Raw genomic sequence first — 23,639 nt, 5'->3', positions numbered from 1 at the left:
AGTGATTGCAGGTATCGATTAAAAATCATATTGTCTTAGGCAAAGGTTCAACATGACAGAATTTGTAGCAAGCGAATCGATGATGGAGTACCTCAACAAGCTTGAAGAAAAGCTTAATCGTGAAATAGAAATAGCAAATAAAGCACGCTCACATGGTAAAGACCCCAGTCCTCATGTTGAAATACCGGTTGCCAAAGACCTTGCAGACAGAGTTGAAAATCTGATAGGTGTGCCCGGTGTAGCAGAACGTATACGTGAACTAGAAAAATCAAAATCAAGGGAAGAAGCTGCATTGTCATTGGGTAAAGAAGTGGCAGAAGGTCATGTGGGTAAATTTGAAACAAAAAAGGATTCAGTTGAAGCTGCAATACGTGTAGCAGTTGCCATGCTTACAGAAGGTGTGGTTGCTGCACCCATCGAGGGAATTGATAGTGTCAACCTTGCAAAAAATGATGACGGGACAGAATATATAAGCATCTTTTATGCAGGTCCAATCAGAAGTGCAGGTGGTACTGCACAGGCACTTTCTGTTCTTGTAGGAGATTATGTGCGCAGGGGTTTGAATATCGACCGGTATAAACCCCGAAAAGAAGAAGTCGAGAGGTATGTTGAAGAGATAACACTCTATCGTCGGGTAGCAGGGTTACAATATATGCCTTCTGAAGATGAAATACGTTTGATTGTGGAAAACTGTCCCATTAGCCTTGATGGAGAACCAACCGAAGAGGAGGAGGTAGAAGGTTACAGGGACCTTGATAGAGTAGGAACCAATCGGATTCGCGGCGGTGTAGGTCTTGTACTTGCAGAAGGTATTGCACTTAAAGCTCCTAAGATACAAAAGTATGTGAAAAAGTACAATATCGATGGCTGGGAATGGCTTGATACACTGATTTCCGGTGAGAAAAGTGAAAATAAAGGTGCTGAGGTCAGTAGTGAAGAAAGCAGTGAAAATAAAAAGAAACCAAAACCCAAGGACAAATATCTCCGAGACCTTATAGCAGGGAGACCGGTTTTTTCACATCCATCTCGCCCCGGAGGGTTTCGTTTAAGATATGGAAGGTCACGGAACACATCATTTGCTGCTGCAGGGATAAATCCCGCAAGTATGGTGATTATGGACAAATTCATAGTTGCAGGAACTCAGCTCAAAGTAGAAATACCTGGGAAGGCTATGGGAATGGCTCCTGTTGATTGTATTGAAGGGCCAACTGTGCGATTAACATCCGGAGATGTTCTCAGAATCGATGATGTGAACGATGCATATGAATTGTATCCGCAGGTAGAACATATCATAGACATCGGTGAAATGTTGATTAACTATGGGGATTTTCTGGAAAATAATCATCCGCTTGTACCTTCTCCTTATTGCTTTGAATGGTGGATACAGGAGTACAGGAATACGGTTTCTGATACAAGAACCGATGAACAACTTGAAAACCCTTCACAGGAAGATGTTCTGGAAATATGCGAACAACACAATATCCCTTTGCATCCAGTATTTACCTATCTCTGGCATGATATTACACCACAGGAATTTGAAAAACTTGCCAGGTTTGTATCAGATTATGGAAAAATAGCTGATGATAATTCTGTTTTGGAACTTCCCTATAATGATAAAAATGCTAACAGCATTAAATTAATCCTTGAAAAGTTGCTTTTGTTCCATAAGATCAAAGATAACACGATTCAGATACAAGAACCACTATTATTTATCCGTTGTTTGGGGCTGGATTCTCAGTTGAATTTGAAGTGGGAAAGGGTCAGCCTGGAAGATGAGGATGCGTTGGACATTGTAAACCATGTAAGTGGACTGGTTGTAAGAGCTCGTTCCCTCACGCGGATAGGTGCAAGAATGGGACGTCCTGAAAAATCCAACCGGAGGAAGATGTCACCTGTACCAAATGTATTGTTTCCTATCGGTGAGGCTGCTGGAAATACACGTAAACTTAATGATGCCAGCAATTATAAAGCTACAATGAACAGTAAGGTAGGGGAAATAAAGGTTGAAATCGGAACAAGGGAATGTCCGTCATGCGGCACGGAAACCTATGAATGTAGATGCGACTGCGGGGAATTCACAGTTCCCAAAATGTCGTGTCCCTGGTGTGGTATAAAGTCAAATAACGGTACCTGTCCGAAATGCGGTGCAAAGGCAAGCTCTGCAAAAACAAAAAACCTCGATTTTAAAACTATATATCAGAAAGCCTTTGATAATCTCGGGGAACGTGATAATATTGAATCATTCAAGGGTGTTAAAAGACTCATGTCCAAGAATATGACTCCTGAACCGATTGAGAAAGGTGTTTTGAGAACCAAATATAAACTCTATACTTTCAAAGATGCAACTGTGCGTTATGATATGTCAGATATTCCCTTGACCCATATCCGCCCGGATGAACTCGGAGTTACAGCATCCAAATTGTACGAACTGGGATATACTGAAGATATACATGGGAACCCGTTTACTGAAGATGACCAGATTGTATGCTTAAAAGCACAGGACCTTGTTGTACCCTATGATGCTGCAGATTACCTTTTGAACACCACTCAGTATATAGATGATTTGCTTGTAAAATATTACGGACTTGAACCATATTACAACGCAGAATCGATTGATGATATAGTAGGAGTACTGTTGATGGGTCTTGCACCTCATACATCGGCAGGTGTACTCGGAAGGCTCGTCGGATTTACAAAGGCTTCAGTGGGTTTTGCTCATCCGTTTTTCCATGCAGCTAAAAGACGAAATTGTGATGGAGATGAAGATTGTGTGATGCTTCTTATGGATGGGCTTATCAATTTTTCTCCTGAATATCTACCTGATAAACGCGGCGGGAAAATGGATGCTCCCCTTGTTTTGACTACTCGTATAGACCCCAACGAAGTTGATAAAGAGGCGCATAACATCGATGTCTGTCCCAGATATCCGCTTGAATTCTACGAATCAACATTGGAATTTACCAATCCCAAAGATTTTGAAGACGCCATGGACATAGTAAACAATAGGCTTGGGACTCCGCAACAATATGATAATTTCCTGTTTACCCATGATACAACCGATATTGCAGCCGGTCCCAGAATAAGCGCATATAAGACTTTCGGGAGCATGCTTGAAAAAGTTGAGTCTCAGCTGGCACTTGCGGATAAAATTCGTGCAGTAGATGCATCAGATGTTGCAGAAAGAGTACTTATGTCGCATTTCCTGCCAGATCTGATAGGTAACCTGCGAGCCTTCTCCCGTCAGGGAACCAGATGTGTAAAATGCGGGGCAAAATTCAGGCGTCCACCTCTCTCCGGTAACTGTACCAGATGTGGAGGAAAAGTTATCCTGACTGTTCATGAAGGAGCGGTCAAGAAGTATCTTGATGTATCCAGCAAGGTGGCCAATGATTACAATGTTTCAGAATACACTAAGCAGCGGATTGAGCTTATTGGGTATGAAATCAAATCATTATTTGAAAATGATAAATCAAAACAGGTTGGACTTTCGGACTTTATGTGATTATAATCCAATGGCGTTGATGTGATTTACCAGTTCCGTGAGGTTTTCTATCTCTAAATCCAGTACCTCTTTTGATGTCATGCTGATAGACATTTCTCCATCAACTGTTAAACAATCAGGTCCCCGTCTCACAAGCCTGTCCACTCCATCACTGGACAGGATTTTCTTGACCTCAGGCTCATGCACAAAAGCTCTGCCCGGTATAAACACTGTTTCTTTTATACTGGATAGTTCAAGTTTTTGCAGGTCCTCGATTGTCATAAGACATCCTATATCCTTATCAACATTAACTATATTGACTTTACCTCCCAGTTTATCAAAGATTTCCTGAAGACGCGGGGCTGCAACACTGCTTGTGATGATGGTGGCTCCTTTTGTAACTTCAGGCAGTTTTGACATTGCTTCTTCATTATTTCTGATAGCAAAGGGTGAACCAGTAACCGGGTCTTCAAGTGGTGTTCCAGTGATTTTTAGGTCGTATCTGGACTCAGCGTCCCTGACAATCTGGGTGAATTCATCGATACTGTGCGTTGTGATACCCTCAAGTATTGGAGAATTTCCAAGTATTAACCCTTCTTCAACACTGTTTGCAAACCGCATGATGATTGCGCCCTTGGCACCCATTTCTTCAAGGTCGCTTAATGTTTTATCAAGCACTTCTCCATCATTTACCCCTGGTATCAGTACAAGTGCTGCATATACTTCACAGCTTGAACAAAATTTTTTAAGAATTTCAAGAGATATTTCTGGTTCAGGATCTCTTATGTATTCGGCTCTTAGGTAAGGGTCTGTTGCAAATACGGTAAATGTAACTTCGTTTACACCATTGGCAATGAAAAAGTCAGTGTCATCTTCATTATTGAAACCCTTTCCACTGGTATATCCAAGATGAATTGGTTTTTCGAATTTTGAAAGGGACTCTACAAGCTCTTTAAGTTCCGGATAACAGCTTACATCGCCGCCACCGCTGATTGTTATTTTATCGGTATCGTGATTGAAATATATGTTCTGGGATACTTCCTGCATTACAATCTGGGCAGGTTTAAATCCAGGATATGATTCTTTAACACTACGTATACAGTAATCACATCCTTTTTTAAATGGGAAGCAGTGTTTGCATCCGAAAATAGGTATATTTTCATCCTTTATTCTGTTAAAATAACAATATTTACAAAAACCATTACAGTCAATACCTGGGTTTCCACCAATATCAGCAACGATTCCCATATTATCTATGATTACTCATTGGAAGTTTTATTTAAGCTTTGTTGATAAGATAATATATTTTATATTTACCAGAATCATTTTTTCATAATAAGAATAACAATTCAATTACTTTTAATCTGGTAGTGGAATAATCATCATAAATCAATATAATTGTTTGATTTTTAATCTAATTTTCTCGTTTTAAAGGTGCAATATATAAATATTAGAAATATACTCCAGTATGATGGGCTGTTGGTTATAAATATCGGGATTTTATAATTATCATTAGTGTTAATATATTAAGAATTGTCCCGATAAATGCAAAAGCTTTAAACCTAATTGGTTTATAGACAAATAAGTGGAATAACTCTGGGATTTATTGTACAACATAAACTGCAATCACTCAGGATTGCCAGTAACCAATGTTGTGCAGATAATCCAGAATGGTTATTTCCAAAACCAAAAATGGAGGTAGAATCGTGGCTGATAAAATAGATCTCTACAATGACAGAGGAAAACTATTAGAAAGCGATGTCGATATAAAGGACATTGCTCCAACAAAGAACGATGCAATCAAAGAAATCATCGACGATACCAAGAAATCAGTAGCAATTAATCTTAAAGGTATTCAGAAAGCACTTACAACAGGTAAAATGGGCGGAAAAGGCCGACATATACCTGGATACGAACTCGATTATGACCTTGTCGGAAATGCAGATAGCATTAGGGATTCCGTTGAAGAACTTGTAAGGGTAAACCCAGATGACGATACCAATGTAGAATCACTCTATGGTGGTAAACAGCTTTTAGTCCAGATACCAGATGAGAGGCTGAAGGCAGCTGCTGATTATTCATCAGCGACTGCTGTAGGTGGAGCAGCAACTGTTCAGTCCATTATAGACCAGTTCAACACTGATATGTTCTTAGCCCCAATTGTAAAAGCAGCAGTCTGGGGTAGCTATCCACAAACAGTTGACCTAGCAGGAGGAAACATAGCTTCAATTCTCAAGATTCCACAGCAGAATGAAGGTCTTGGGTACTCACTGAGAAACATTATGGCAAATCACATTGTGGCAATTACTAACAAGAAAGCAATGAATTCAGCCTGTTTGTCATCAATCTATGAACAGGTAGCTATGTATGAAATGGGTAATGCAGTAGGAGAATTTGAGAGGCAGCAACTGCTCGGACTTGCTTATCAGGGACTTAATGCAAACAACCTTGTCTATGATATCGTAAAAGAAAACGGTAAAGACGGAACTATAGGAACTGTAATTGATTCAATTGTTAACAAAGCATTTGAAGACAATGTGATATCTGTGGATAAAACCGCACCATCTGGATATTCATTCTACAAGGCAAATGATGTTCCAATGTGGAATGCATACGCAGCAGCAGGTCAGCTTGCAGCTTCAATGGTGAACTGTGGTGCAGGTAGAAGCCCACAAAATGTATCCTCAACATTGCTCTATTTCAATGACATAATTGAAAAGGAAACAGGATTACCTGGTTGTGATTATGGTAGAGTACAGGGTACTGCAGTCGGATTCTCATTCTTTAGTCACTCCATCTATGGTGGAGGAGGGCCAGGTATCTTCAATGGTAACCACATTGTAACCAGACACTCAAGAGGATTTGCAATCCCATGTGTAGCAGCATCAGCATCACTTGATGCAGGTACTCAGATGTTCACACCAGAAGCTACTTCCTCACTTATAGGGGATGTATTCGGTTCAATTAAGACTTTCAGAGAACCAATCGATGCAGTAGCAAAAGCAATTTAAGTGTAACCTTTAGGTTTTCCATAGGAAGTAATATAATGGTTGATACCGCTTCAGAACCATATGAAGATGAATATTTGCAGGTAGAATTATTTCCAACAAGATTGTTGAAACCAGAAACAACACAAAAACTTATTGAAGAGTTGAGTGAAGTTGATGGCATTGTAAGAGCATTTATACATGGGCCACGCCTGCCCTTGACGGTTCCATCTGGACCAGCAACAGGCCAAGATGTAAACCATCCATACAGGAAGGTTGTGCAGATTGGTGATACTGCAATAGAATTGTCCATAAGTGTAGGTCGGGTACGTCTGGAAATAACAGATGAGGACGTTGAAAAACAGATAGATTCTATAGCAGAGAGAGTATTACCCTGTAAATATGAACTCAGGGAAGGAAATTTCATACCTCAAAGAACTACAGTATCTGACTACGCTAAAAGAGGTCCAAACGCAGATCCAAAAAGACGTGGTTTGTCAGACCCCAGAGCAAGTGAAGAAAGTCAGGTTTTCGTCCTGAATAAACATGAAGACGAAGACAAGGAATGATTGATATGCCAATGTTTGGTCGGGAAACACAGGTAGTAGATTGCAGACAAGGGAAGGGTCAATGCAGAGGGGGTGGACTTGCACAGGAAGGTACACTCTCCGAAGCCGCCCGTCCAGATGTAATAGCAGTTGCTATGGGTCCCGGCAGAAGGCATATCACAAAACCTGTATGTGAACTTACATATGGAATGCGTCAGACAGGGATACAGGTTAGCGTGCTGGTATTGAGCGGAGGAACCGGTCAACCGGAATCTGGTCTGATATCTGGGAGTTTTGGTATTGAACCTGAAGAAACAGAGCAGATAGCAAGACATAAACTGGCAGTAATCCATGTAGGAAACGTGGCTCAACATATAATTAAAAAGATACGAACAATTCTGGAAAATGTGGATATACCTGCAATTGTTGTTAGCCAGGCTTTGATAGATTTTGAAGACCTAGCAGAAGCGGGGATAAAAACCAGATATGTCAAACCTAAAGATGAAAATACACTCACAAAAGGGACAGTTATGGAAATTGTAACTGGAGTTACACGTGGCGAAGCCTGTTCCAGAGATAAATTAAATGAACTTGTCAAAGATGTAAAAAATACATTAAAATCCATAGAATAATAGGAGTGATAATATGGCAGAAATTGAGAAACAGTATTATCCAGGTAAAACATCTGTTGCAAACAACAGATCAAAACAAATGTCAGATGACCTCGAAAAACTTCGAGAAATATCAGATGAAGATCTGACTTTAATCCTAGGACATCGAGCACCTGGAAGCGATTATCCAAGTACACACCCACCACTGGCTGAGATGGGAGAACCTGAATGTTCAATCAGGGAAATTGTTGAACCAACAGAAGGTGCAAAAGCTGGTGACCGTATAAGATACGCCCAGTGGGTAGATTCAATGTATAATGCGCCAGCTACACCATACTTTAGAACCTACCATGCAGCGATTAATTTCAGAGCAGTTGATCCCGGTACACTGTCCGGTCGTCAGCTTGTAGAAGCCCGTGAAAGGGACATGGAAAAAGTAACAAAAAGGCAGCTTGAAAGTGAAATTACCTGCCCAGGTCTTGCAGGTCTAAGAGGTGCAACTGTACACGGTCACTCACTCCGTCTCCAGGAAGATGGTGTGATGTTTGATATGCTGGACAGACGCAGACTCGAAAACGGTACCATTATAATGGATAAAGACCAGCAGGCAAGACCTATCGACAAAAAGGTCGATCTTGGTAAACCAATGTCTGAAGATGAGGCAGCTAAAAGAACAACCATATACAGAGCCGATAACGTACCATTCAGAGAAGACGACGAAGTCATCGAATGGGTTCACAGAGTATGGGAGCAGAGAACCGAGTATGGATTCCAGCCAAGATAAATGAGGTGATATAAATGGTGGAAAAAGACAGAGAAAGAAGGTTTAAGAATGAGTTAGAAAGAAAGTTCACTCAAGAATTCGGAGATAACAAGCAGAGTGGCGGTGAAATAACAGACAAAAAGACAAAATACCAAAGAATGGGTGTTGCACAGAGCCCCAGAAAAATGGAAATGTTAAAATCTGGTCAGGAACTGGCTAAAAAGAGAGGGCTTGTAGGATACAACCCAGACCTTCATGCAGGTGGAGTTCAGCTCGGTCAGAGAGCATTGACACCATCATACCTGTCCGGTACAGACATGCTCACCGAAATGGACGATCTCCACTATGTCAACAATGCAGCAATGCAGCAGATGTGGGACGACATCAGAAGAACCTGTATTGTTGGTATGGACAGTGCTCATGAAACCCTGGAGAAGAGGCTGGGTATTGAGGTAACTCCTGAAACAATCAACCACTACCTTGAAGTCTTAAACCATGCAATCCCAGGAGGAGCAGTTGTTCAGGAACACATGGTTGAAACTCATCCAGGACTCACAGAAGATTGTTATGTAAAAATATTTACCGGTGACGATGACCTTGCAGAGGAAATTGACGACCAGTTCCTCATTGATATAAACAAGGAGTTCCCTGAAGACCAGGCAGAACAGATTAAGGAATCTATCGGTAAAACCACTTGGCAAGTTGCACACATTCCAACAGTTGTAAGCAGAACAACAGATGGTGGACAGACACGTAGATGGATGGCAATGCAGCTTGGTATGTCATTCATCAACGCATACCACATGTGCGCTGGAGAAGCAGCAGTGGCTGACCTATCATACGCTGCAAAACATGCATCAGTCATCAACATGGGAGAAATGCTCCCAGCAAGACGTGCACGTGCAGAAAATGAGACAGGAGGCATCCCATTCGGACATCTGGCAGACATTGTTCAGACCAGCCGTGCATATCCAGAAGACCCAGCAAAGACAGCACTGGAAGTTGTCGGTGCTGGATGTATGCTCTATGACCAGATATGGCTTGGTTCATACATGTCAGGTGGTGTAGGTTTCACCCAGTATGCAACAGCAGCATACACCAACAACATTCTGGATGACAACCTCTACTATGACATTGACTACATAAACGAAAAATACAACAATGCAGCACAGCCAGGTAAAGATAACAAAGCACCAGCAACCATGGATGTTGTCAAAGATATTGCCACAGAATCCACACTCTACGGGCTGGAGAACTACGAGAAATATCCAACTGCGCTTGAAGACCACTTTGGTGGATCACAGAGAGCAACAGTACTCTCAGCAGCAGCAGGTTCTGCAGCATCCATTGCAACCGGTAACTCAAATGCAGGTCTTTCCGCATGGTATCTATGTATGTACCTGCACAAAGAAGCATACGGACGTCTCGGATTCTTCGGTTTCGATCTCCAGGACCAGTGTGGAGCAGCAAATGTATTCTCCTACCAGTCCGATGAAGGACTCCCACTCGAACTCCGTGGTCCAAACTATCCAAACTACGCAATGAATGTAGGACACCAGGGTGGATATGCTGCAATCACATCAGGTGCACACGCAGGACGTGGCGATGCTTTTGCCACAAACCCACTGATCAAAGTTGCCTTTGCCGATGACCTCCTTCCATTCGACTTTAAGGAACCAAGGAAAGAATTCGGTAGAGGTGCACTCAGAGAGTTCAAACCTGCTGGTGAAAGATCACTTATCATACCAGCAGAATAAATGCATGATGCATCGAAGGTAGACGTCTTAAAGTCTGCCAACTTTTTCTTTTTTTTACTGAAATTCAAAAAGTCCAAAAATTTAAAATCTATAAAGAAAATTAAAAAGAACATATTTGATGTTTACTCTTCAACGACAGTTTTTCTAGCTCCGATTTTGCGCATTTCTTCAAAGAAATTTGGATATGATATAAACACAGATTCTGCAGTGTCGACAGTAGTACCACCAGCTACCAGCCCTGCAATTGTTAAAGCCATAACTATCCTGTGGTCATGCCATCCATGGACATCGGTTCCTACAAGATTGCCACCATTAACCGTCAGTTTATCCTTCTCTTCTTTAACTTTAATACCCATTTTTTGAAGCTCACTTGCCATGGCATGGATTCTATCTGTTTCCTTATAGCGGACGTGTTCTGCATTTGTAATTACAGTGGTGCCTTTAGCAACAGCTCCAAGTACAGCAATTGTCGGGAATAAATCCGGTGAATCTCCAAGGTCAACAGTTATACCACTAAGGTCTCCACCATTAACAGTAACATCTCCGTTTTCCTTATCCCAGTTGATGTTTGCACCCATTTGTTCAAGTATATCGATAATTTTTATATCGCCCTGTCTGGAAGGAAACAGGTTTTTGACCGTTATTTTAGATCCTGTCATAACAGCCGCTGCCAGCAGATATGAAGCAGATGAAAAATCACCTGGAACTGTATATTCCTTAAGGTTGTACTTCTGTTTTGCAGGGATTATAAATTTGGTATTGTGATTTTTATCAACAAAAATTTCGCATCCGGCTTTTTCTATAATTTCAATGGTTATATCAACATATGGTTTTGATTTCAACTCTCCTTTTATTGAAAAAGTGGTGCTGTTGTTTGTAAGTGGGCAGGCTATCAAAAGGGCAGATACAAACTGGGAACTGATAGAACCATCGATTTTTGTAATGGCACCTTTAAGTCCTCCTTTAACGACAAGAGGTGCACGCCCATTGTTCCTTGTTGAATATGCTTCCACACCAAGGCTTTGTAACACATCAAGAAGTGGTCCATTGGGTCTTTTTCTTACTGAATGGTCACCTGTCAATACAGTAACACCATTTGTAAGAGTAGCTATTGCGGTCATGAATCGAAGTGTTGTACCAGAATTTGCAACATCTATTACATCATCAGGAACTTTTGGAGCACTATCAACCCCTTTAATTATCAGGTCATTGTTCTTTTTCTCAATAGTTGCACCAAACATTTCACATGCTTTTATTGTTGCCTCAGTGTCAGCAGAAAGTAGAGGTCTATGGATTATCGATTGGTTTGACAGCGACCCAATGGATATAGCTCTGTGCGTATAACTTTTGGATGGAGGCGCATATAGCTCTCCACACAATTCTGATTTATCAATTGATACTTTCATTGTTAATATACCCCTTTTATAATATCTTCAATTTTATCCCAGTCATGTTCGTAAATATGAGCAGAAATGCTGATGGTTGTTATTTTCCCGGGAGTGACACCGGTCTTATCAGCTACGTGTTTGAGTAATCTGGATAAGCCATAAAGGTTTGCAGGGTATGCTCCTGAAAAATCATGACTTCTGAATAATGTGGTTAAATGTAATTTTCCGTTCCGGATTTTAAAATCATCGATTATCATGCAGGGTACTTCATCTACTTTTGTATCAACAGCAGGAATCCATGTGACAGCAGTTGCACGTCTTGTGGATGCATTGTTTGTTAATTTGTCAATTACATAGGATATCTGGTCGATTTCATTGTTCCAGTTTCTGAGCCTCTGACCATAGGTATATTCAAAATTCTGGGTATTGTCACCGCTAATCAATTGCTTGGAATATTCGTCCAGGCGTTCTATATTCCATGAAAAATCTTCTGGAATTTCACTGGTATATGGGTCATTGATGACAACCATCAGATTCATGTATTCTAAAATCCGGCTGCCTCTTTCATCAGTTATTACACTACCTTGGTTCCAGATAGTATTAAGTCCTCGATACCATGCATCACTTATAGTGTGAGCTTTTATGACTCTTCCAATAGATATATCCATAGTCATTGTTGTATCCTCAAGTCCTGCCAAACTATGAACCATTATTCAATCTTTATATAAAAAACTCTCATTTTTGTTTTTTATGTTCAATTTACATGGTAAATGAAAAATATTCATTTATAGATAATTATCTAATCTGAGGTTATTATATATCCAACAGTATAGAATACAAATTTAAATTGTTTTATTTTTGTACGTACCCATTAAGTATTCGGAGGTAAAACCATCGCAGATCTAATCGATTATTATATTATAGGTGACGATATGCAAATCGTCGAGATAGAACTGGACCCAAAAGAATCGGTGAGGGCAGAAGCCGGCGCCATGAGATATATGGGTCCTGGAATCAATATGCAGACCTCTACAGGGGATTATTCAGTGGTTTAAAACGCATGCTTACCGGTGAAAGTTTTTTCATAACAAGTTTTGTTCATGAGGGAGATGGTAAAGGATATGTTGCATTTGGTGCCCCTTATCCGGGTAAAGTAATACCTCTTGATTTTGAAATATTCGATGGAAATATGCTGTGTCAAAAGGATGCTTTCCTTTGCGCAGCAAAAGGCATTGAAATAGATGTAGCACTTACAAAAAGAACCGGTTCGGGCTTTTTCGGAGGAGAAGGCTTTATTTTATAGAGGCTTTCCGGTGATGGGATGGCATTTATACATGCCGGGGGTACGGTAATTGAGAAAAAGCTTAATAAAAATGAAACCTTGAGGGTGGATACCGGTTGTCTTGCTGCTTTTACAGATGGTATAGACTATAACATTCAGTCTATTGGAGGTTTTAAAAACGCGCTCTTTGGAGGTGAAGGTATATTCCTTGTATCCCTTATAGGTCCTGGAACAGTATGTTTGCAGAGTCTTCCGTTTTCCAGACTTGCAGACCGACCGAATTCTGGCAACATCCACTTACCAGCAAAAGGGTGAAAACAGGGGATTCGGAGGTATTATAGGTGGAGACCGTTCCTTCTAATTTCTTTTTCAATATGGATGTTGGGATGTAAAACCTCATCTGACCGTAACGGCCGGATGAGTAAAAAAATGTTTAATACATGGATTTGAGGCGGCGTATTCTTTCTTCTGTATTCGGATGGGTACTGAACAAACTGGCAATTGTTTTACCTTTTAGAGGATTTACAATAAACATATGAGCTGTATTTTCAGATGCTTTCACTTCACCCCTTCTTGGCTTATAGTTTGTAGCACTCTGTTCTAATTTTGAAAGAGCATTCGCAAGTGCCCAGGGTTTATGGGTAATCTTTGCACCTTCTGCATCTGCTGCAAATTCACGGGTGCGGGAGATTGCTAACTGAATAATAGTAGCTGCAATTGGAGCCAGAATTGCAAGGGCAATAAATCCAATGATATTGTTGCCGCCTTCATCATCTTTTCCAAAACCGCCAAATATAGCAGCCCATTGGGCCCAGTAGGCAAGCATTGTAATGGCACCTGCGATAGTGGCTGTGACAGCACTTATCAGTGTATCGCGATGTTTAACGTGTGACAGTTCATGGGCAAATACACCTTCTAGTTCTTCAGATGTTAACAGATTTATTATACCGGTAGTTGCTGCAACAGCTGCATGTTCAGGGTTTCTGCCTGTTGCAAATGCGTTTGGCATGGATGTTTCTATTACGTACACTTTGGGCATTGGTAAACTTGCTTTTGTTGCAAGGTTTCTGACAATACTGTAAAGCTGTGGATACTGGGATTCATTCACTTCTTTTGCACGGTACATTTTGAGTATTATTTTGTCACTGTACCAATAACTTCCAAAGTTCATTATAATAGCAATTAAAAATGCAATTAATATACCACCGCGTCCACCGATGGCACCACCAATGACAATCAAGAGACCAGTTAAGGATGCTAGTAATAGAGTGGTTTTAAGTGTTTCTTTTCTCATGTTGACCCTTAATCTTTAAGTAGATTTATTTTTGATTTAGATTTAATTATAGTAAGTTGTTTACATGTTGTAAATACGTTTAATTTTCTGAATAAAAAATTCTAATTAATTGATATATCTAATAGTCTGTACGGATATATATAAGTTGTGCACCTGATAAGGCCATCGGTTTTTCAGAATAATTGCTAAAAAATAAAAAATTAGTGGCTTTGTAGAAATCCTCGATATTTGTATAATCAAGAAAATTTGTAATCTTTTTAGATGTACTTCTTAATAGTGATTAAATCTGTTAAAATTTACTGATTGACGGCGATTTCTATAGGGTTTCTACAGAACCCAAATTTTGCCTCCTTTATAAATGCTTCATCAGATGCATTGTTGTATATTTCCTTAGCATCTTCTTGGTGTTTATTTATCTCATGAATTCTATTTTTATATTCTTCAAACAGTTATTCAATATCTTCAACGTTTTACCTTCAGATTCTAATTGCTCGATTTCTTTTTCAATTCGCAGAGTATGGATTCAGATTTTTCAAGGTAGCTGTTAATACGCTCATTTATAACTTTTATGCTATAGAATTTAAATTTGTCTGAGCATCTCTCCATACTTAGCGTATTTCATTAGCTATTTCTGAGATGCCCTCTCTGGTCTCTGCTAATTTCAGTTCAGTTCTTTTTTGTTCGAACTGATTATGATTCATTCAAATTTTCAAGTTTTTCATCTGTAAACTTCGCACTTGATGCATTTATATTACTTTTTTATTTTCAAGGTGTTCTATCATATAGTCCAGAGTACTGTTTAAGTAATCCTTTGTAACGTTTATAGCCCTTTCAGAGTTAGAATTTAATTTGTTGTTAGCAATTTTTTTGTGAATAGAATTAAAATTTGCTTTTGCATCTGCATATTTATTTCTTGCTTTTTCCAGCTTTTCCTCACGTTTTTCCTGTTGTTCTTCTAATTTCTCTTCCCTTTCATTGAGGGGATCATTTTATGAAGTGTTATTTGATTTGTTGTTTCTGAAATATTCTGCTTTGCTGTCATTCATCCTTTTATTGTTTGCTGAGGCAAGGGCATTTATTGGTATAATGCCTATCAATAAAATTGCAGCAATTGAGCAAGCCAGTAATTTTTTTGTGCTAGATTTTGTTTCCATTTTCTGCCACCACTGTTTCTTTATATAGCAATACTACTATTGTTGTTTTGAAAATTTTAACATAATTTAATTTCTAGGAATACAATTTACTTTGATGTAAAAATCTAACATTTATGAATCCTTCATTTGGTTAATAAAACTTTATGAACCTTTAGAATGTTTCATATGGCAAAATATATATAAACAAATGTTAAAATAATGTTGTGAGTCTTAAAAATATATTTAAAACATTTATCTGTACTATAGTAATATTGCTCTTATGTGCTCCTGTCAGTGCAGAAACAACTGCAACTGTACATGGTGAAATTTATAACTGGGAAACATTTGAACCAGTTGAAAATGTAATTGTTACAGTAAACTCTACACCCAAACAATCGATTGTAGCAGAATACGGTGTTTATACATTCAATCTCTATCCAGGAAATTACCAGATAACAGCAAAATCCTATAATAATGGTTCACTTGCTTATCAGGTACAGGAAAATATGACCATTAAAAGCGGTGGAAATTATTCACTGGATTTACTGCTCATGCCGGTGTATAATCAGGAACTACTTAATGATACAGAATCATCACAGATTACAGAAAGCCTTGCTAATGAATCAAATCTTATTAACAGAGGAGAGGACGAAACAAGTCCAGTAATCTATCTGGTGCCAGCTATTGTTGTATTGCTGGCTGTTCTTTTCTTTATAGGATTTAGAAAATATAATCACAGACAAAACGAAATTATGGATGAACCATCATTATCATCAAACAGAAGTTATGAAATTGATGAGGAATCTTTAGAGACAAATCCATTACCAGATGATTTACAAAAAGTATTTGATGTTGTGAAGGCTAATGGTGGTCGGATTACCCAGAAAGACCTTCGAAACCGGTTAAAATATTCAGAGGCAAAAATCAGTCTTATGATATCTGACCTAGAAGAACGGGGATATGTTGAAAAATTTAAGAAGGGTCGGGGTAATATTGTACGAATCGTTGATGAACTGAATGATGAAAACCAGTATCAACAATTGATATAGAAAAATCGATAAAGTATTAGTAATGAAATAATCTTAACCGTAACTTAAAACCAAGAGGGTATAAATGAGAATTTCAATGGATATCGAATTGCAGGATAGACCTGGACAGTTGCTTCAGGCATTACAGCCTATTTCGGATTTAAAAGGCAACCTTATATCAGTAGTTCATCATCATGAAAAGGAAAAACACCGCCGCAGTAAAATTCCTGTACAATGTGTAATTGACATTGACCCTGAAAAACTTGATGAGCTAAAATCAAGGCTTAAAGAAAGAGGTATCGGGGTAGCAAAAGTAGGTGAACAGCGTTTTGTCGAGCGCGGTGCAGTGGTTTTGATAGGGCACGTTGTACACAACGATATCCAGGATACCATAGATACTATAGACAGAACCGGATATGCTGAAGTAGTGGATTTAACGTTATCCATGCCCAAAATAGACCAGACATCATCAGCTTTTTTAAAGATTGATGCGGTAGGTAAAAAGGAATTAAATGATTCGATTTCTCTGTTGAAAGAGGTTGCTAAAGAAAAAGACCTGCTTGTTGTAGAGCCTATTGAAACTAAATTTACATAAAGGTTAGTGGTGCAATGAAAACGATACGTGCATCTATCAGCGGATTTGGAGCAGTTGGACAGGGTGTAGTAGAAGTATTATTGAAAAAAGAAAAACATCTTAAAAATCTTGGTCTTGATATCAGGGTTGTTTCAATATCTGATTCTAAAGGGTCTGAAATTAATACAGAGGGTATCGATTTGTCCTCTGCTTTGACTCGTAAACGTGAGAAAGGAACAGTTGCACTGGATAACACTTCCAGCCTTGAAATTATAAAATCAATCGACCATGACCTGGTAATTGAGACAACTTCTACAGATATTGAAACCGGTGGTATCGGTCTTCAGAATATGATGTCAGCTTTTGATAACGGCAGAGATGTAGTGACATCAAATAAAGGTCCAATTGCCTTAAAATACAATGAATTAATAGAAGCATCCCGTAAATCAGGTTCTAAATTCAGGTTTGAAGCAACTGTTGGCGGTGCGATGCCAATAATTAACCTTATAAAAAATGTACTTGCAGGTAATGATGTAATTAGTGTAGAGGGTATACTGAATGGGACATGTAATTATATCTTGACTCGTATGATGGAAGAAAACGCTCCTTATGAGCAAATGCTTGCAGAGTCACAGGAACTTGGAATCGCAGAAACCGACCCCAGTTATGATGTGGATGGTATTGATTCTGCATGCAAACTGGTAATACTGGCAAACACAGTGTTTGGATTGTGTTTTACCTATAGGGATGTGGATGTTACAGGAATCTCAAAAATAACACCAGAATCTCTGATATTGGCACAGAATAATGGATATGTGATAAAGTTAATCGGTGAAGTAAAAGAAGACCTGATACGTGTAGCTCCAAGACTGGTGCCTGAAGACAGTCCACTGGCGGTAGGAGGAACTCTAAATGTGGCGTCCATTCAGACCGACCTTTCAGGAACAGTCACGGTCACTGGAAGAGGCGCGGGTTCCATTGAAACAGCCAGTGCTATTTTGAGTGACATTATATCCATTTATAAAAATTGAGCTTCAGTTAGCTAAAAATTTATATTATCAAAATTATAGATGAGTTCAACAATAATATGACAAGTTTTAAAGAATTTGCAGATTCGTGCAAAAACATCGAAGGAATTACCAGTTCCCTTGAGATGACAGACCAGGTAGCAGATTTGCTGGAAAAAGTCGATACAGAAGAACTACCAGTAGTAACTCATTTTATTATGGGTCAGGTTTTCCCTTCATGGAGTTCACAGGAACTTGGGATTGGTGAAAGCCTGCTCTATACTGCACTCTCGAAGGCATCTGGTATACCAGTAGATGAAATTGAAAATATTGTCCGTGATACAGGTGATATAGGAGAAACCGCGGTAAGAGTACTGTCAAAGGCTTCCAGAAATCAAGTAACTTTTTCATCATTTTTTGAAGAATCAACACCCCAGCTCACGATACTTGAAGTATCTGACAGACTTAAACACATAGCCAATGTATCAGGTAAAGGTTCACAGAATCAGAAAATAAAAAACCTTCAATACGTCTTCAGTGCATCATCCCCTGAAGAAGCGAGATACCTTTCAAGGCTTGCAATTGAAGAGCTGAGGATAGGTGTGGGAGAAGGTATAGTCCGTGATGCCATATCAAAAGCATTCAATGTAACGGTGGAAAAACTGGAACTTGGTTTCATGCTTACAAATGACCTGGGCGCAGTAGCATCTGCAGCCAAACGGGGTGGTGAAGAGGAAGTATCAAAGCTTGATATACAGGTTAACCGCCCTATCAGGATGATGCTTGCGCAGGTCACTCCAAGTATCGAGACTGCATTTAATGAAATGGGTACGGCAGCAGTTGAATGGAAATTCGATGGTGCCAGAGTTCAGATACACAAAAAGAAAGATGAGGTCAATATATTTTCAAGAAAGCTTGAAAATGTCACCAATTCACTTCCAGATATTGTAGAATCTGTAAAGAATCAGCTAAATGCTGACACTGCAATCATTGATGGTGAAGCAGTGGCAATAGATGAAGACGGACGTCCAAGGGCATTCCAGGATATTCTGAGACGTTTTCGAAGGAAGTATGATGTGCTGTCCACTTCCAAAGAAATTCCTATAATTTTGAATATGTTTGACCTGATGTATCTTAATGGTGACAGTTATATCGACCTTCCATTGAAACAGAGACGGGATATGCTTGGAAATATTATTGAAAACACAAAGTCGATTAAAGTGGACAAACAGGTTATGACCAGTGAAGTAGCAGAGGCTAACAGGATATATAATGATGCACTTTCAGCCGGTCATGAAGGTATTATGATTAAAAACCCGGAATCACCCTATTCACCAGGAAAACGCGGAAAGAACTGGCTCAAGAAGAAACCCATCATGGAAACCCTTGACCTTGTTGTTATAGGTGGTGAATGGGGTTATGGAAGAAGAGTCAATCTCATTGGTTCATATGCCATTGCATGTTATGATAGAAACACAGGTCAATTTTTACCTATAGGGAAGGTGGCAACAGGCATTACTGATGAAAAGCTTGAAGAACTCACCCGGCTTTTTTCAGATTTAATTGTCATGGAAAAAGGACGAAAAATTGAATTTAAACCTGAAGTTGTTTTTGAAATCGGGTTTGAGGAAATCCAGAAAAGTACCAATTATGAATCAGGTTATGCGCTGCGTTTTCCAAGGCTTGTGAATGTCAGGGATGATAAATCACCTGAGGAATCGGATACTATCGAACGTATAGAAGAAATTTATTTAAAACAAAGAAGCAGGAACCATAATAACTTTTCTTAAGTTAGTTCTTGTATACAAGTTCTCTAAATATTATTGTAAATACTGTACCATTGTATTTATCAAGTTTAATTGTGCCATCAATTTGTTCTACCAGTGTATTGACCAGCTGCATACCCAATGAATCGGTTTCTTTAAAATCCAGTTCATCTGGGAATCCCTTACCGTTATCACTGACGATTAGTGTATAATTGTTATTCCTGTGTTTTCTGAGTTTGATTTTAATTTTTCCGGTTTCAGAATTTACAAATGCATGTTTTAATGAATTGGAAACCAGCTCATTGATAATAATCCCAAGAGGTATGGCAGTATCCATATTCAGAAATATATTGTCAATGTCTACATTTAGTCCGATTTCACTGGAACGTCCTCTATATGAAAGATAAAGATAATTCGTAAGGTTTTGTATGTAATCTGCAACGTCTATACTTGCAATGTCTTTTGATTGATAGAGTTTTTCATGGGCAATTGCCATTGACCTGACACGGTTTTGACTTTCTCTGAAAGCTTCGATTACAGTTTCATTTCCAAAAAATTCGGATTGAAGGCTGAGTAAACTTGATATGACCTGTAAATTATTTTTGACCCGGTGATGTATATCCTTTTCTCTTATTTCTTCAGCGTATTTGCGTTCGGTAATATCTCTTGCAATTCCAAGCAATGCAGGAATACCATTGTACTCAATCATACGCATGTTCATTTCAACAGGTATGAAGGTACCGTCTTTTCTCACATGTGTAGCTTCAAAGATAACATGTCCATGGTGTTTAATATCAATTTTAAGTTGTTTTAAGTTGTTTTCAGGTTGATATGTTATATCGTACGGTTTTAGCTTCATTAGTTCATCTTTTGTATACCTCAGACGCTGACATGCTATTTTATTAACTTCCAGAAAATAGCCATCCATGTTCTATATAAAAATGGCATCACTGGCGTTATCAAAAAGAGTTCTGAATTTGTTTTCTGAAATTTGTAATGCCTTTTCCGCATTTTTGCGTTCAGTTATATCCAGACCTGAAGCCAGTATATAATAAATTTCTTCATCATCGTTTTTAACAGGAGTATAATTCCAGGTGATTGTGCGTTCTTCACCTTTATCATTTATGAGGGGATATTCAACGTTTTCTACAGGACCGGAATCTTGTGATGAGAACTTGGTTAATATTCCTTTTACTTCTTTCCTGTATTTAATAGGGATAAAATTATCTATCCAATCTTTTCCAATGATATCTTTGTTTTTAAATCCCAGAATTTCAATACCCTTTTTATTGATGAACTTGACCTTGTAATCAGAACCAATAACTACTATGATGATACCGGCAACATCAAAATATTTCTGCATTCTTTCTTTTTCTTTCTGAATTAATTTTTCTGATGTTTGGTGCTCATTAATTTTAATTTTTAAAGTTTTATTCAATTCTAACAGTTCATCGGTCTGTTTTTCGAATGTAACATCATGTATATAATTGATAACGTTTGTGAGTTTTTTGTCTTTATTTAATATAGGGTATGCTCTAATATCAAGCCATAGCCCACTGGAATTGAGCTTTCTGTAAACTCTGGAAGGCTTATGGGTTTTATATACATTAGAAACTGCACAGATAGCACAGGGTGATGTTTTACCGATAACTTCAAAACATTTTTTGCCTCTGGACTCATCTGTGTTTGTTTTTAAAAATTCATATCCGGATTTGTTGTATCTTATAACCCCATAGTTTCCATCATAGATACATATTACATCCGGTATGATATCGAAAACAGATTCAAGTAATATTAGATTGTTTTTATTATACGATAAATCCATTTGAGCCTGTATCAGTTTTTCCAGTCCAGAGATTTTCTGGCGTAATTCATTTAATTCATTTATAAGTTGTATTCTGTTTTTTCCCTCATCTATCATTAAGTATCTCCGAACCAATCTGGCAAGAGTTTAACCTGAATTCAGGCTTTAAGGACATCCAATAATCTGTATATTCAGATGCCCTGAATGTCGACTCAACCATTAGCTTAAAATGGATATAGAAAAATAGTTATATGTTTTTGTTTATAAGGCTTTCTATTGTTTTTTATTATGCAGATGAGTTATCCTCTTTTTCCATTTTATGTCTGTGCAAAGCCATTTCTATGTTAGTATGAAGGTCTTTCTCTTTGAATGGTTTTGAGATATATCCATAAGGGCGGGTTAATTTCGCACGTTCCAGTATTTTGTCATCTACATAAGCAGTAAGATATATTACAGGTATATTAAAACGTCTATTTATCTGATCAGCTGCCTCTATTCCGTCAATCTCGCCTTTTAGCATAATGTCCATCAGTACAAGGTCAGCAAAAGTAGTGTCTGCTTTGTTTATAGCTTCTTCACCTGTTGAAGCGATACTTGGAACTGAGTACCCCAATTTTTTTAACCGGTTTTTAATATCCAATGCTACTATATTTTCATCTTCAACAACCAGAATTTTTGATTTTTCCATGATTCTCCCTTATATTGTTTGTAGAATTAAAATTCCAAATTTACCCCTATAATTCTAAACCTGTCAGATTTGTTAATGAGTTATTTTTGTATTTTGGCTCTTAACTAATGAATGCCTTCTAATTTATATATTTATAGTTTGCTTATGAAACATCAGACTAACAGGTCTTTTATATTAAAGTCCTTTGCTGTCTGAATCGCTTTTTTACGTTCTTTTAACATAACCCGGCGATTTATCTCTGGATAATCATGGGCTTTACAATAAGGAGTATACTGGAACATGAGATTGAATCTAACATCTGGTATAGTTTCAGCAGTCCATTCGATTGTTGGCTTAGAGCAGCACTCAAGGTGTTCGGGTAATACGAGATGCCGAAGTATAATTTCTGATTGCTGGTAAGCTTTTTTAAAGTTTCTTTTCACAATTTCAATATATTTTTTGACGTTTGAATATTTCTCTGCACATCTGTTGTTGCCGTATCGAAAATCTGCAAGATATACGTCTACAACGCTTTTCAGCAATTCTCCAGCTTCTTTTGAATGGTACATATTGGAGTTCCATATAACTGGAATATTTACTGGTATGTTATTGATTACTTTCAAAACAGTATGGAGATGTGGTGTAGGGGGTCACGAAATTGACATTTCTGGAACCCTGTCTGCGTCTTGCATCAATAATTTTTGCAAACTGAGGGGGTTCGATTTCAATTCCGCATTCGGGTCTGGTTGAAATGTCCCAGTTCTGGCAGTATACACAGGAAAATACACACCCGGTAAAAAATATGGTATGGGACGGGACGAGTTCTGGTTCTTCGCCTCGATGTAAAAACTCAGATGCACATCTGGAAACTGAACTTATTCTGCAGTATCCAAGTTCCCTGTTTTTGCGGTTTACCTTGCATCTTCGCTCACAGCAAATGCAATTTTTAATAATTCTCTCTGCAATTTCAACCTTCAAATCCATAAGTGATGGGTGAGCTAGGGGGATTTCTGAAAACTCTAGAATCCCCTGTTTTATTTGATCAAACAGCTCCCAGTATTCAATCGTTGCTTTTGAATGTAAAATCCACAAATCATCTGTGGATGTATCTGAATTGAAATCTACAGGGACCTTTTGTGCTATCCTGTAACCTGCCGGAAATTCATTATTTTCTATTTTGAAGTCTAACACATATTATTAGTACTTAAACAACTATATATCTTATTATGGCAAGACCCGAAATAATTCCTCTTTTGAAGCATATCACATATGACCAACTTTTAGAACATATCCGAACCGAAAAAAGCGCAAGGATACTCAAAAAACTGTATTTTATCAAGTACCGCTATGAAGGAATGAGTATCAGTGAGTCTTCTAAGTTGTTAAGCGTAGCCAGTATCATGGGTCGCAGATGGCAGAAAAGATGGAACGAGGCTGGATATGAGGGACTAAAACCTAGATATAGAGGCGGCAGACCATCAAAACTCACACAGCAGCAGAAAGACCAGCTTATACAGATACTCAAATCCAGAAACGTTTGGACTACAAA

General features: G+C 38.5%; 21 protein-coding genes and 1 pseudogene. 12 read left to right on the top strand and 10 right to left on the bottom strand.

The annotated features are described in order from the left end of the window. The first annotated feature begins 52 nt into the window (after positions 1 to 52). Positions 53 to 3,502 carry a DNA polymerase II large subunit gene (locus ACLFMM_RS01845; protein ID WP_410807011.1) on the top strand — a complete coding sequence of 1,150 codons (3,450 nt, stop codon included), beginning with the start codon at positions 53 to 55 and terminating at the stop codon, positions 3,500 to 3,502. Here ACLFMM_RS01845 and mmp10 read toward each other — a convergent pair whose 3' ends face one another. Then, entirely contained in the window at positions 3,503 to 4,729 is a 1,227-nt protein-coding gene (gene mmp10 / locus ACLFMM_RS01840) for a methyl coenzyme M reductase-arginine methyltransferase Mmp10 (protein WP_410807010.1), read from the bottom strand. A gap of 458 nt (positions 4,730 to 5,187) precedes the next feature. Between mmp10 and mcrB the strand changes: the two genes are divergently transcribed. The 5 genes from mcrB to mcrA are packed head-to-tail and all read left to right on the top strand — an operon-like array spanning position 5,188 to position 10,147. Further along, positions 5,188 to 6,492: a coenzyme-B sulfoethylthiotransferase subunit beta gene (mcrB, locus tag ACLFMM_RS01835; protein WP_410807009.1), complete on the top strand. Its 1,305-nt coding sequence runs from the start codon at positions 5,188 to 5,190 to the stop codon at positions 6,490 to 6,492. Between the two features lie 35 nt (positions 6,493 to 6,527). Then, on the top strand, positions 6,528 to 7,037 hold the full coding sequence (mcrD, locus tag ACLFMM_RS01830; protein WP_410807008.1) for a methyl-coenzyme M reductase operon protein D: 510 nt from the start codon (positions 6,528 to 6,530) through the stop codon (positions 7,035 to 7,037). 11 nt (positions 7,038 to 7,048) lie between these two features. Next, complete coding sequence (mcrC, locus tag ACLFMM_RS01825) at positions 7,049 to 7,648, top strand: methyl-coenzyme M reductase I operon protein C (protein ID WP_410807027.1); 600 nt, start codon at positions 7,049 to 7,051, stop codon at positions 7,646 to 7,648. 13 nt (positions 7,649 to 7,661) lie between these two features. Further along, a complete protein-coding gene (gene mcrG / locus ACLFMM_RS01820) occupies positions 7,662 to 8,411 on the top strand; it encodes a coenzyme-B sulfoethylthiotransferase subunit gamma (RefSeq protein WP_410807007.1) in 750 nt (249 codons plus the stop codon). Positions 8,412 to 8,425: 14 nt separating this feature from the next. After that, positions 8,426 to 10,147, top strand: coding sequence for a coenzyme-B sulfoethylthiotransferase subunit alpha (gene mcrA, locus ACLFMM_RS01815; protein WP_410807006.1), 1,722 nt, complete (start codon positions 8,426 to 8,428; stop codon positions 10,145 to 10,147). 122 nt (positions 10,148 to 10,269) lie between these two features. Here the strand turns inward: mcrA and aroA are convergent, their stop codons facing one another. Both aroA and ACLFMM_RS01805 read right to left on the bottom strand, forming a co-directional pair. Beyond that, complete coding sequence (gene aroA, locus ACLFMM_RS01810) at positions 10,270 to 11,553, bottom strand: 3-phosphoshikimate 1-carboxyvinyltransferase (RefSeq protein WP_410807005.1); 1,284 nt, start codon at positions 11,551 to 11,553, stop codon at positions 10,270 to 10,272. A gap of 2 nt (positions 11,554 to 11,555) precedes the next feature. Continuing rightward, entirely contained in the window at positions 11,556 to 12,209 is a 654-nt protein-coding gene (locus ACLFMM_RS01805; protein WP_410807026.1) for a thymidylate synthase, read from the bottom strand. Between the two features lie 258 nt (positions 12,210 to 12,467). Between ACLFMM_RS01805 and ACLFMM_RS01800 the strand changes: the two are divergent. Beyond that, positions 12,468 to 13,132: pseudogene (locus ACLFMM_RS01800) on the top strand (TIGR00266 family protein). A 118-nt stretch (positions 13,133 to 13,250) separates the two neighbouring features. On the opposite strand, the gene htpX reads toward ACLFMM_RS01800, so the two are convergent. Then, entirely contained in the window at positions 13,251 to 14,111 is an 861-nt protein-coding gene (gene htpX, locus ACLFMM_RS01795) for a zinc metalloprotease HtpX (RefSeq protein WP_410807004.1), read from the bottom strand. A 989-nt stretch (positions 14,112 to 15,100) separates the two neighbouring features. Beyond that, a complete protein-coding gene (locus ACLFMM_RS01790) occupies positions 15,101 to 15,265 on the bottom strand; it encodes a hypothetical protein (protein ID WP_410807003.1) in 165 nt (54 codons plus the stop codon). 203 nt (positions 15,266 to 15,468) lie between these two features. Here ACLFMM_RS01790 and ACLFMM_RS01785 point away from each other — a divergent pair, with 203 nt between their 5' ends. The 4 genes from ACLFMM_RS01785 (at position 15,469) to ACLFMM_RS01770 (ending at position 19,643) form a co-directional block, all read left to right on the top strand. Next, complete coding sequence (locus tag ACLFMM_RS01785; RefSeq protein WP_410807002.1) at positions 15,469 to 16,293, top strand: helix-turn-helix transcriptional regulator; 825 nt, start codon at positions 15,469 to 15,471, stop codon at positions 16,291 to 16,293. A gap of 64 nt (positions 16,294 to 16,357) precedes the next feature. Then, positions 16,358 to 16,867 (top strand): amino acid-binding protein, encoded by a 510-nt coding sequence (locus ACLFMM_RS01780; protein WP_410807001.1) that lies wholly within the window; start codon positions 16,358 to 16,360, stop codon positions 16,865 to 16,867. A gap of 14 nt (positions 16,868 to 16,881) precedes the next feature. After that, on the top strand, positions 16,882 to 17,877 hold the full coding sequence (locus ACLFMM_RS01775; RefSeq protein ID WP_410807000.1) for a homoserine dehydrogenase: 996 nt from the start codon (positions 16,882 to 16,884) through the stop codon (positions 17,875 to 17,877). 56 nt (positions 17,878 to 17,933) lie between these two features. Beyond that, a complete protein-coding gene (locus tag ACLFMM_RS01770; RefSeq protein WP_410806999.1) occupies positions 17,934 to 19,643 on the top strand; it encodes an ATP-dependent DNA ligase in 1,710 nt (569 codons plus the stop codon). Between the two features lies 1 nt (position 19,644). Here ACLFMM_RS01770 and ACLFMM_RS01765 read toward each other — a convergent pair whose 3' ends face one another. From ACLFMM_RS01765 to ACLFMM_RS01745, 5 genes are all read right to left on the bottom strand, one after another. Continuing rightward, positions 19,645 to 20,547, bottom strand: coding sequence for a histidine kinase dimerization/phosphoacceptor domain -containing protein (locus ACLFMM_RS01765; protein WP_410806998.1), 903 nt, complete (start codon positions 20,545 to 20,547; stop codon positions 19,645 to 19,647). A gap of 3 nt (positions 20,548 to 20,550) precedes the next feature. Continuing rightward, positions 20,551 to 21,540: a PAS domain S-box protein gene (locus ACLFMM_RS01760; protein ID WP_410806997.1), complete on the bottom strand. Its 990-nt coding sequence runs from the start codon at positions 21,538 to 21,540 to the stop codon at positions 20,551 to 20,553. 169 nt (positions 21,541 to 21,709) lie between these two features. Continuing rightward, positions 21,710 to 22,111, bottom strand: a complete 402-nt coding sequence (locus ACLFMM_RS01755) for a response regulator (RefSeq protein WP_410806996.1) — start codon at positions 22,109 to 22,111, stop codon at positions 21,710 to 21,712. Positions 22,112 to 22,263: 152 nt separating this feature from the next. Next, a complete protein-coding gene (locus ACLFMM_RS01750) occupies positions 22,264 to 22,659 on the bottom strand; it encodes a hypothetical protein (RefSeq protein ID WP_410806995.1) in 396 nt (131 codons plus the stop codon). Between the two features lie 37 nt (positions 22,660 to 22,696). Next, complete coding sequence (locus ACLFMM_RS01745) at positions 22,697 to 23,281, bottom strand: hypothetical protein (protein ID WP_410806994.1); 585 nt, start codon at positions 23,279 to 23,281, stop codon at positions 22,697 to 22,699. 35 nt (positions 23,282 to 23,316) lie between these two features. On the opposite strand from ACLFMM_RS01745, the gene ACLFMM_RS01740 reads away from it, so the two are divergent. Further along, the coding region (locus ACLFMM_RS01740) for a helix-turn-helix domain-containing protein (protein ID WP_410806993.1) at positions 23,317 to 23,639 on the top strand (323 nt) is incomplete at its 3' end.

The sequence above is a fragment of the Methanohalobium sp. genome (assembly GCF_046546175.1).
In the GTDB taxonomy this organism is placed as follows: Archaea; Halobacteriota; Methanosarcinia; order Methanosarcinales; family Methanosarcinaceae; genus Methanohalobium.
The sequence above is the reverse complement of the archived record's forward strand: the minus strand, read 5'-3'. Positions and strand labels throughout refer to the sequence as shown.

Excerpts from the sequence above, each read along its gene's own strand:
- ACLFMM_RS01780 (WP_410807001.1), top strand. The coding sequence starts at position 16,358 with ATGAGAATTTCAATGGATATCGAATTGCAGGATAGACCTGGACAGTTG.
- mcrC (WP_410807027.1), top strand. The coding sequence starts at position 7,049 with ATGTTTGGTCGGGAAACACAGGTAGTAGATTGCAGACAAGGGAAGGGT.
- ACLFMM_RS01805 (WP_410807026.1), bottom strand. The coding sequence starts at position 12,209 with ATGACTATGGATATATCTATTGGAAGAGTCATAAAAGCTCACACTATA.
- mcrA (WP_410807006.1), top strand. The coding sequence starts at position 8,426 with ATGGTGGAAAAAGACAGAGAAAGAAGGTTTAAGAATGAGTTAGAAAGA.
- htpX (WP_410807004.1), bottom strand. The coding sequence starts at position 14,111 with ATGAGAAAAGAAACACTTAAAACCACTCTATTACTAGCATCCTTAACT.
- ACLFMM_RS01770 (WP_410806999.1), top strand. The coding sequence starts at position 17,934 with ATGACAAGTTTTAAAGAATTTGCAGATTCGTGCAAAAACATCGAAGGA.
- ACLFMM_RS01775 (WP_410807000.1), top strand. The coding sequence starts at position 16,882 with ATGAAAACGATACGTGCATCTATCAGCGGATTTGGAGCAGTTGGACAG.
- ACLFMM_RS01755 (WP_410806996.1), bottom strand. The coding sequence starts at position 22,111 with ATGGAAAAATCAAAAATTCTGGTTGTTGAAGATGAAAATATAGTAGCA.
- mmp10 (WP_410807010.1), bottom strand. The coding sequence starts at position 4,729 with ATGGGAATCGTTGCTGATATTGGTGGAAACCCAGGTATTGACTGTAAT.
- ACLFMM_RS01765 (WP_410806998.1), bottom strand. The coding sequence starts at position 20,547 with ATGGATGGCTATTTTCTGGAAGTTAATAAAATAGCATGTCAGCGTCTG.
- ACLFMM_RS01845 (WP_410807011.1), top strand. The coding sequence starts at position 53 with ATGACAGAATTTGTAGCAAGCGAATCGATGATGGAGTACCTCAACAAG.
- ACLFMM_RS01760 (WP_410806997.1), bottom strand. The coding sequence starts at position 21,540 with ATGATAGATGAGGGAAAAAACAGAATACAACTTATAAATGAATTAAAT.
- mcrG (WP_410807007.1), top strand. The coding sequence starts at position 7,662 with ATGGCAGAAATTGAGAAACAGTATTATCCAGGTAAAACATCTGTTGCA.
- mcrD (WP_410807008.1), top strand. The coding sequence starts at position 6,528 with ATGGTTGATACCGCTTCAGAACCATATGAAGATGAATATTTGCAGGTA.
- ACLFMM_RS01790 (WP_410807003.1), bottom strand. The coding sequence starts at position 15,265 with ATGGAAACAAAATCTAGCACAAAAAAATTACTGGCTTGCTCAATTGCT.
- ACLFMM_RS01750 (WP_410806995.1), bottom strand. The coding sequence starts at position 22,659 with ATGTACCATTCAAAAGAAGCTGGAGAATTGCTGAAAAGCGTTGTAGAC.
- aroA (WP_410807005.1), bottom strand. The coding sequence starts at position 11,553 with ATGAAAGTATCAATTGATAAATCAGAATTGTGTGGAGAGCTATATGCG.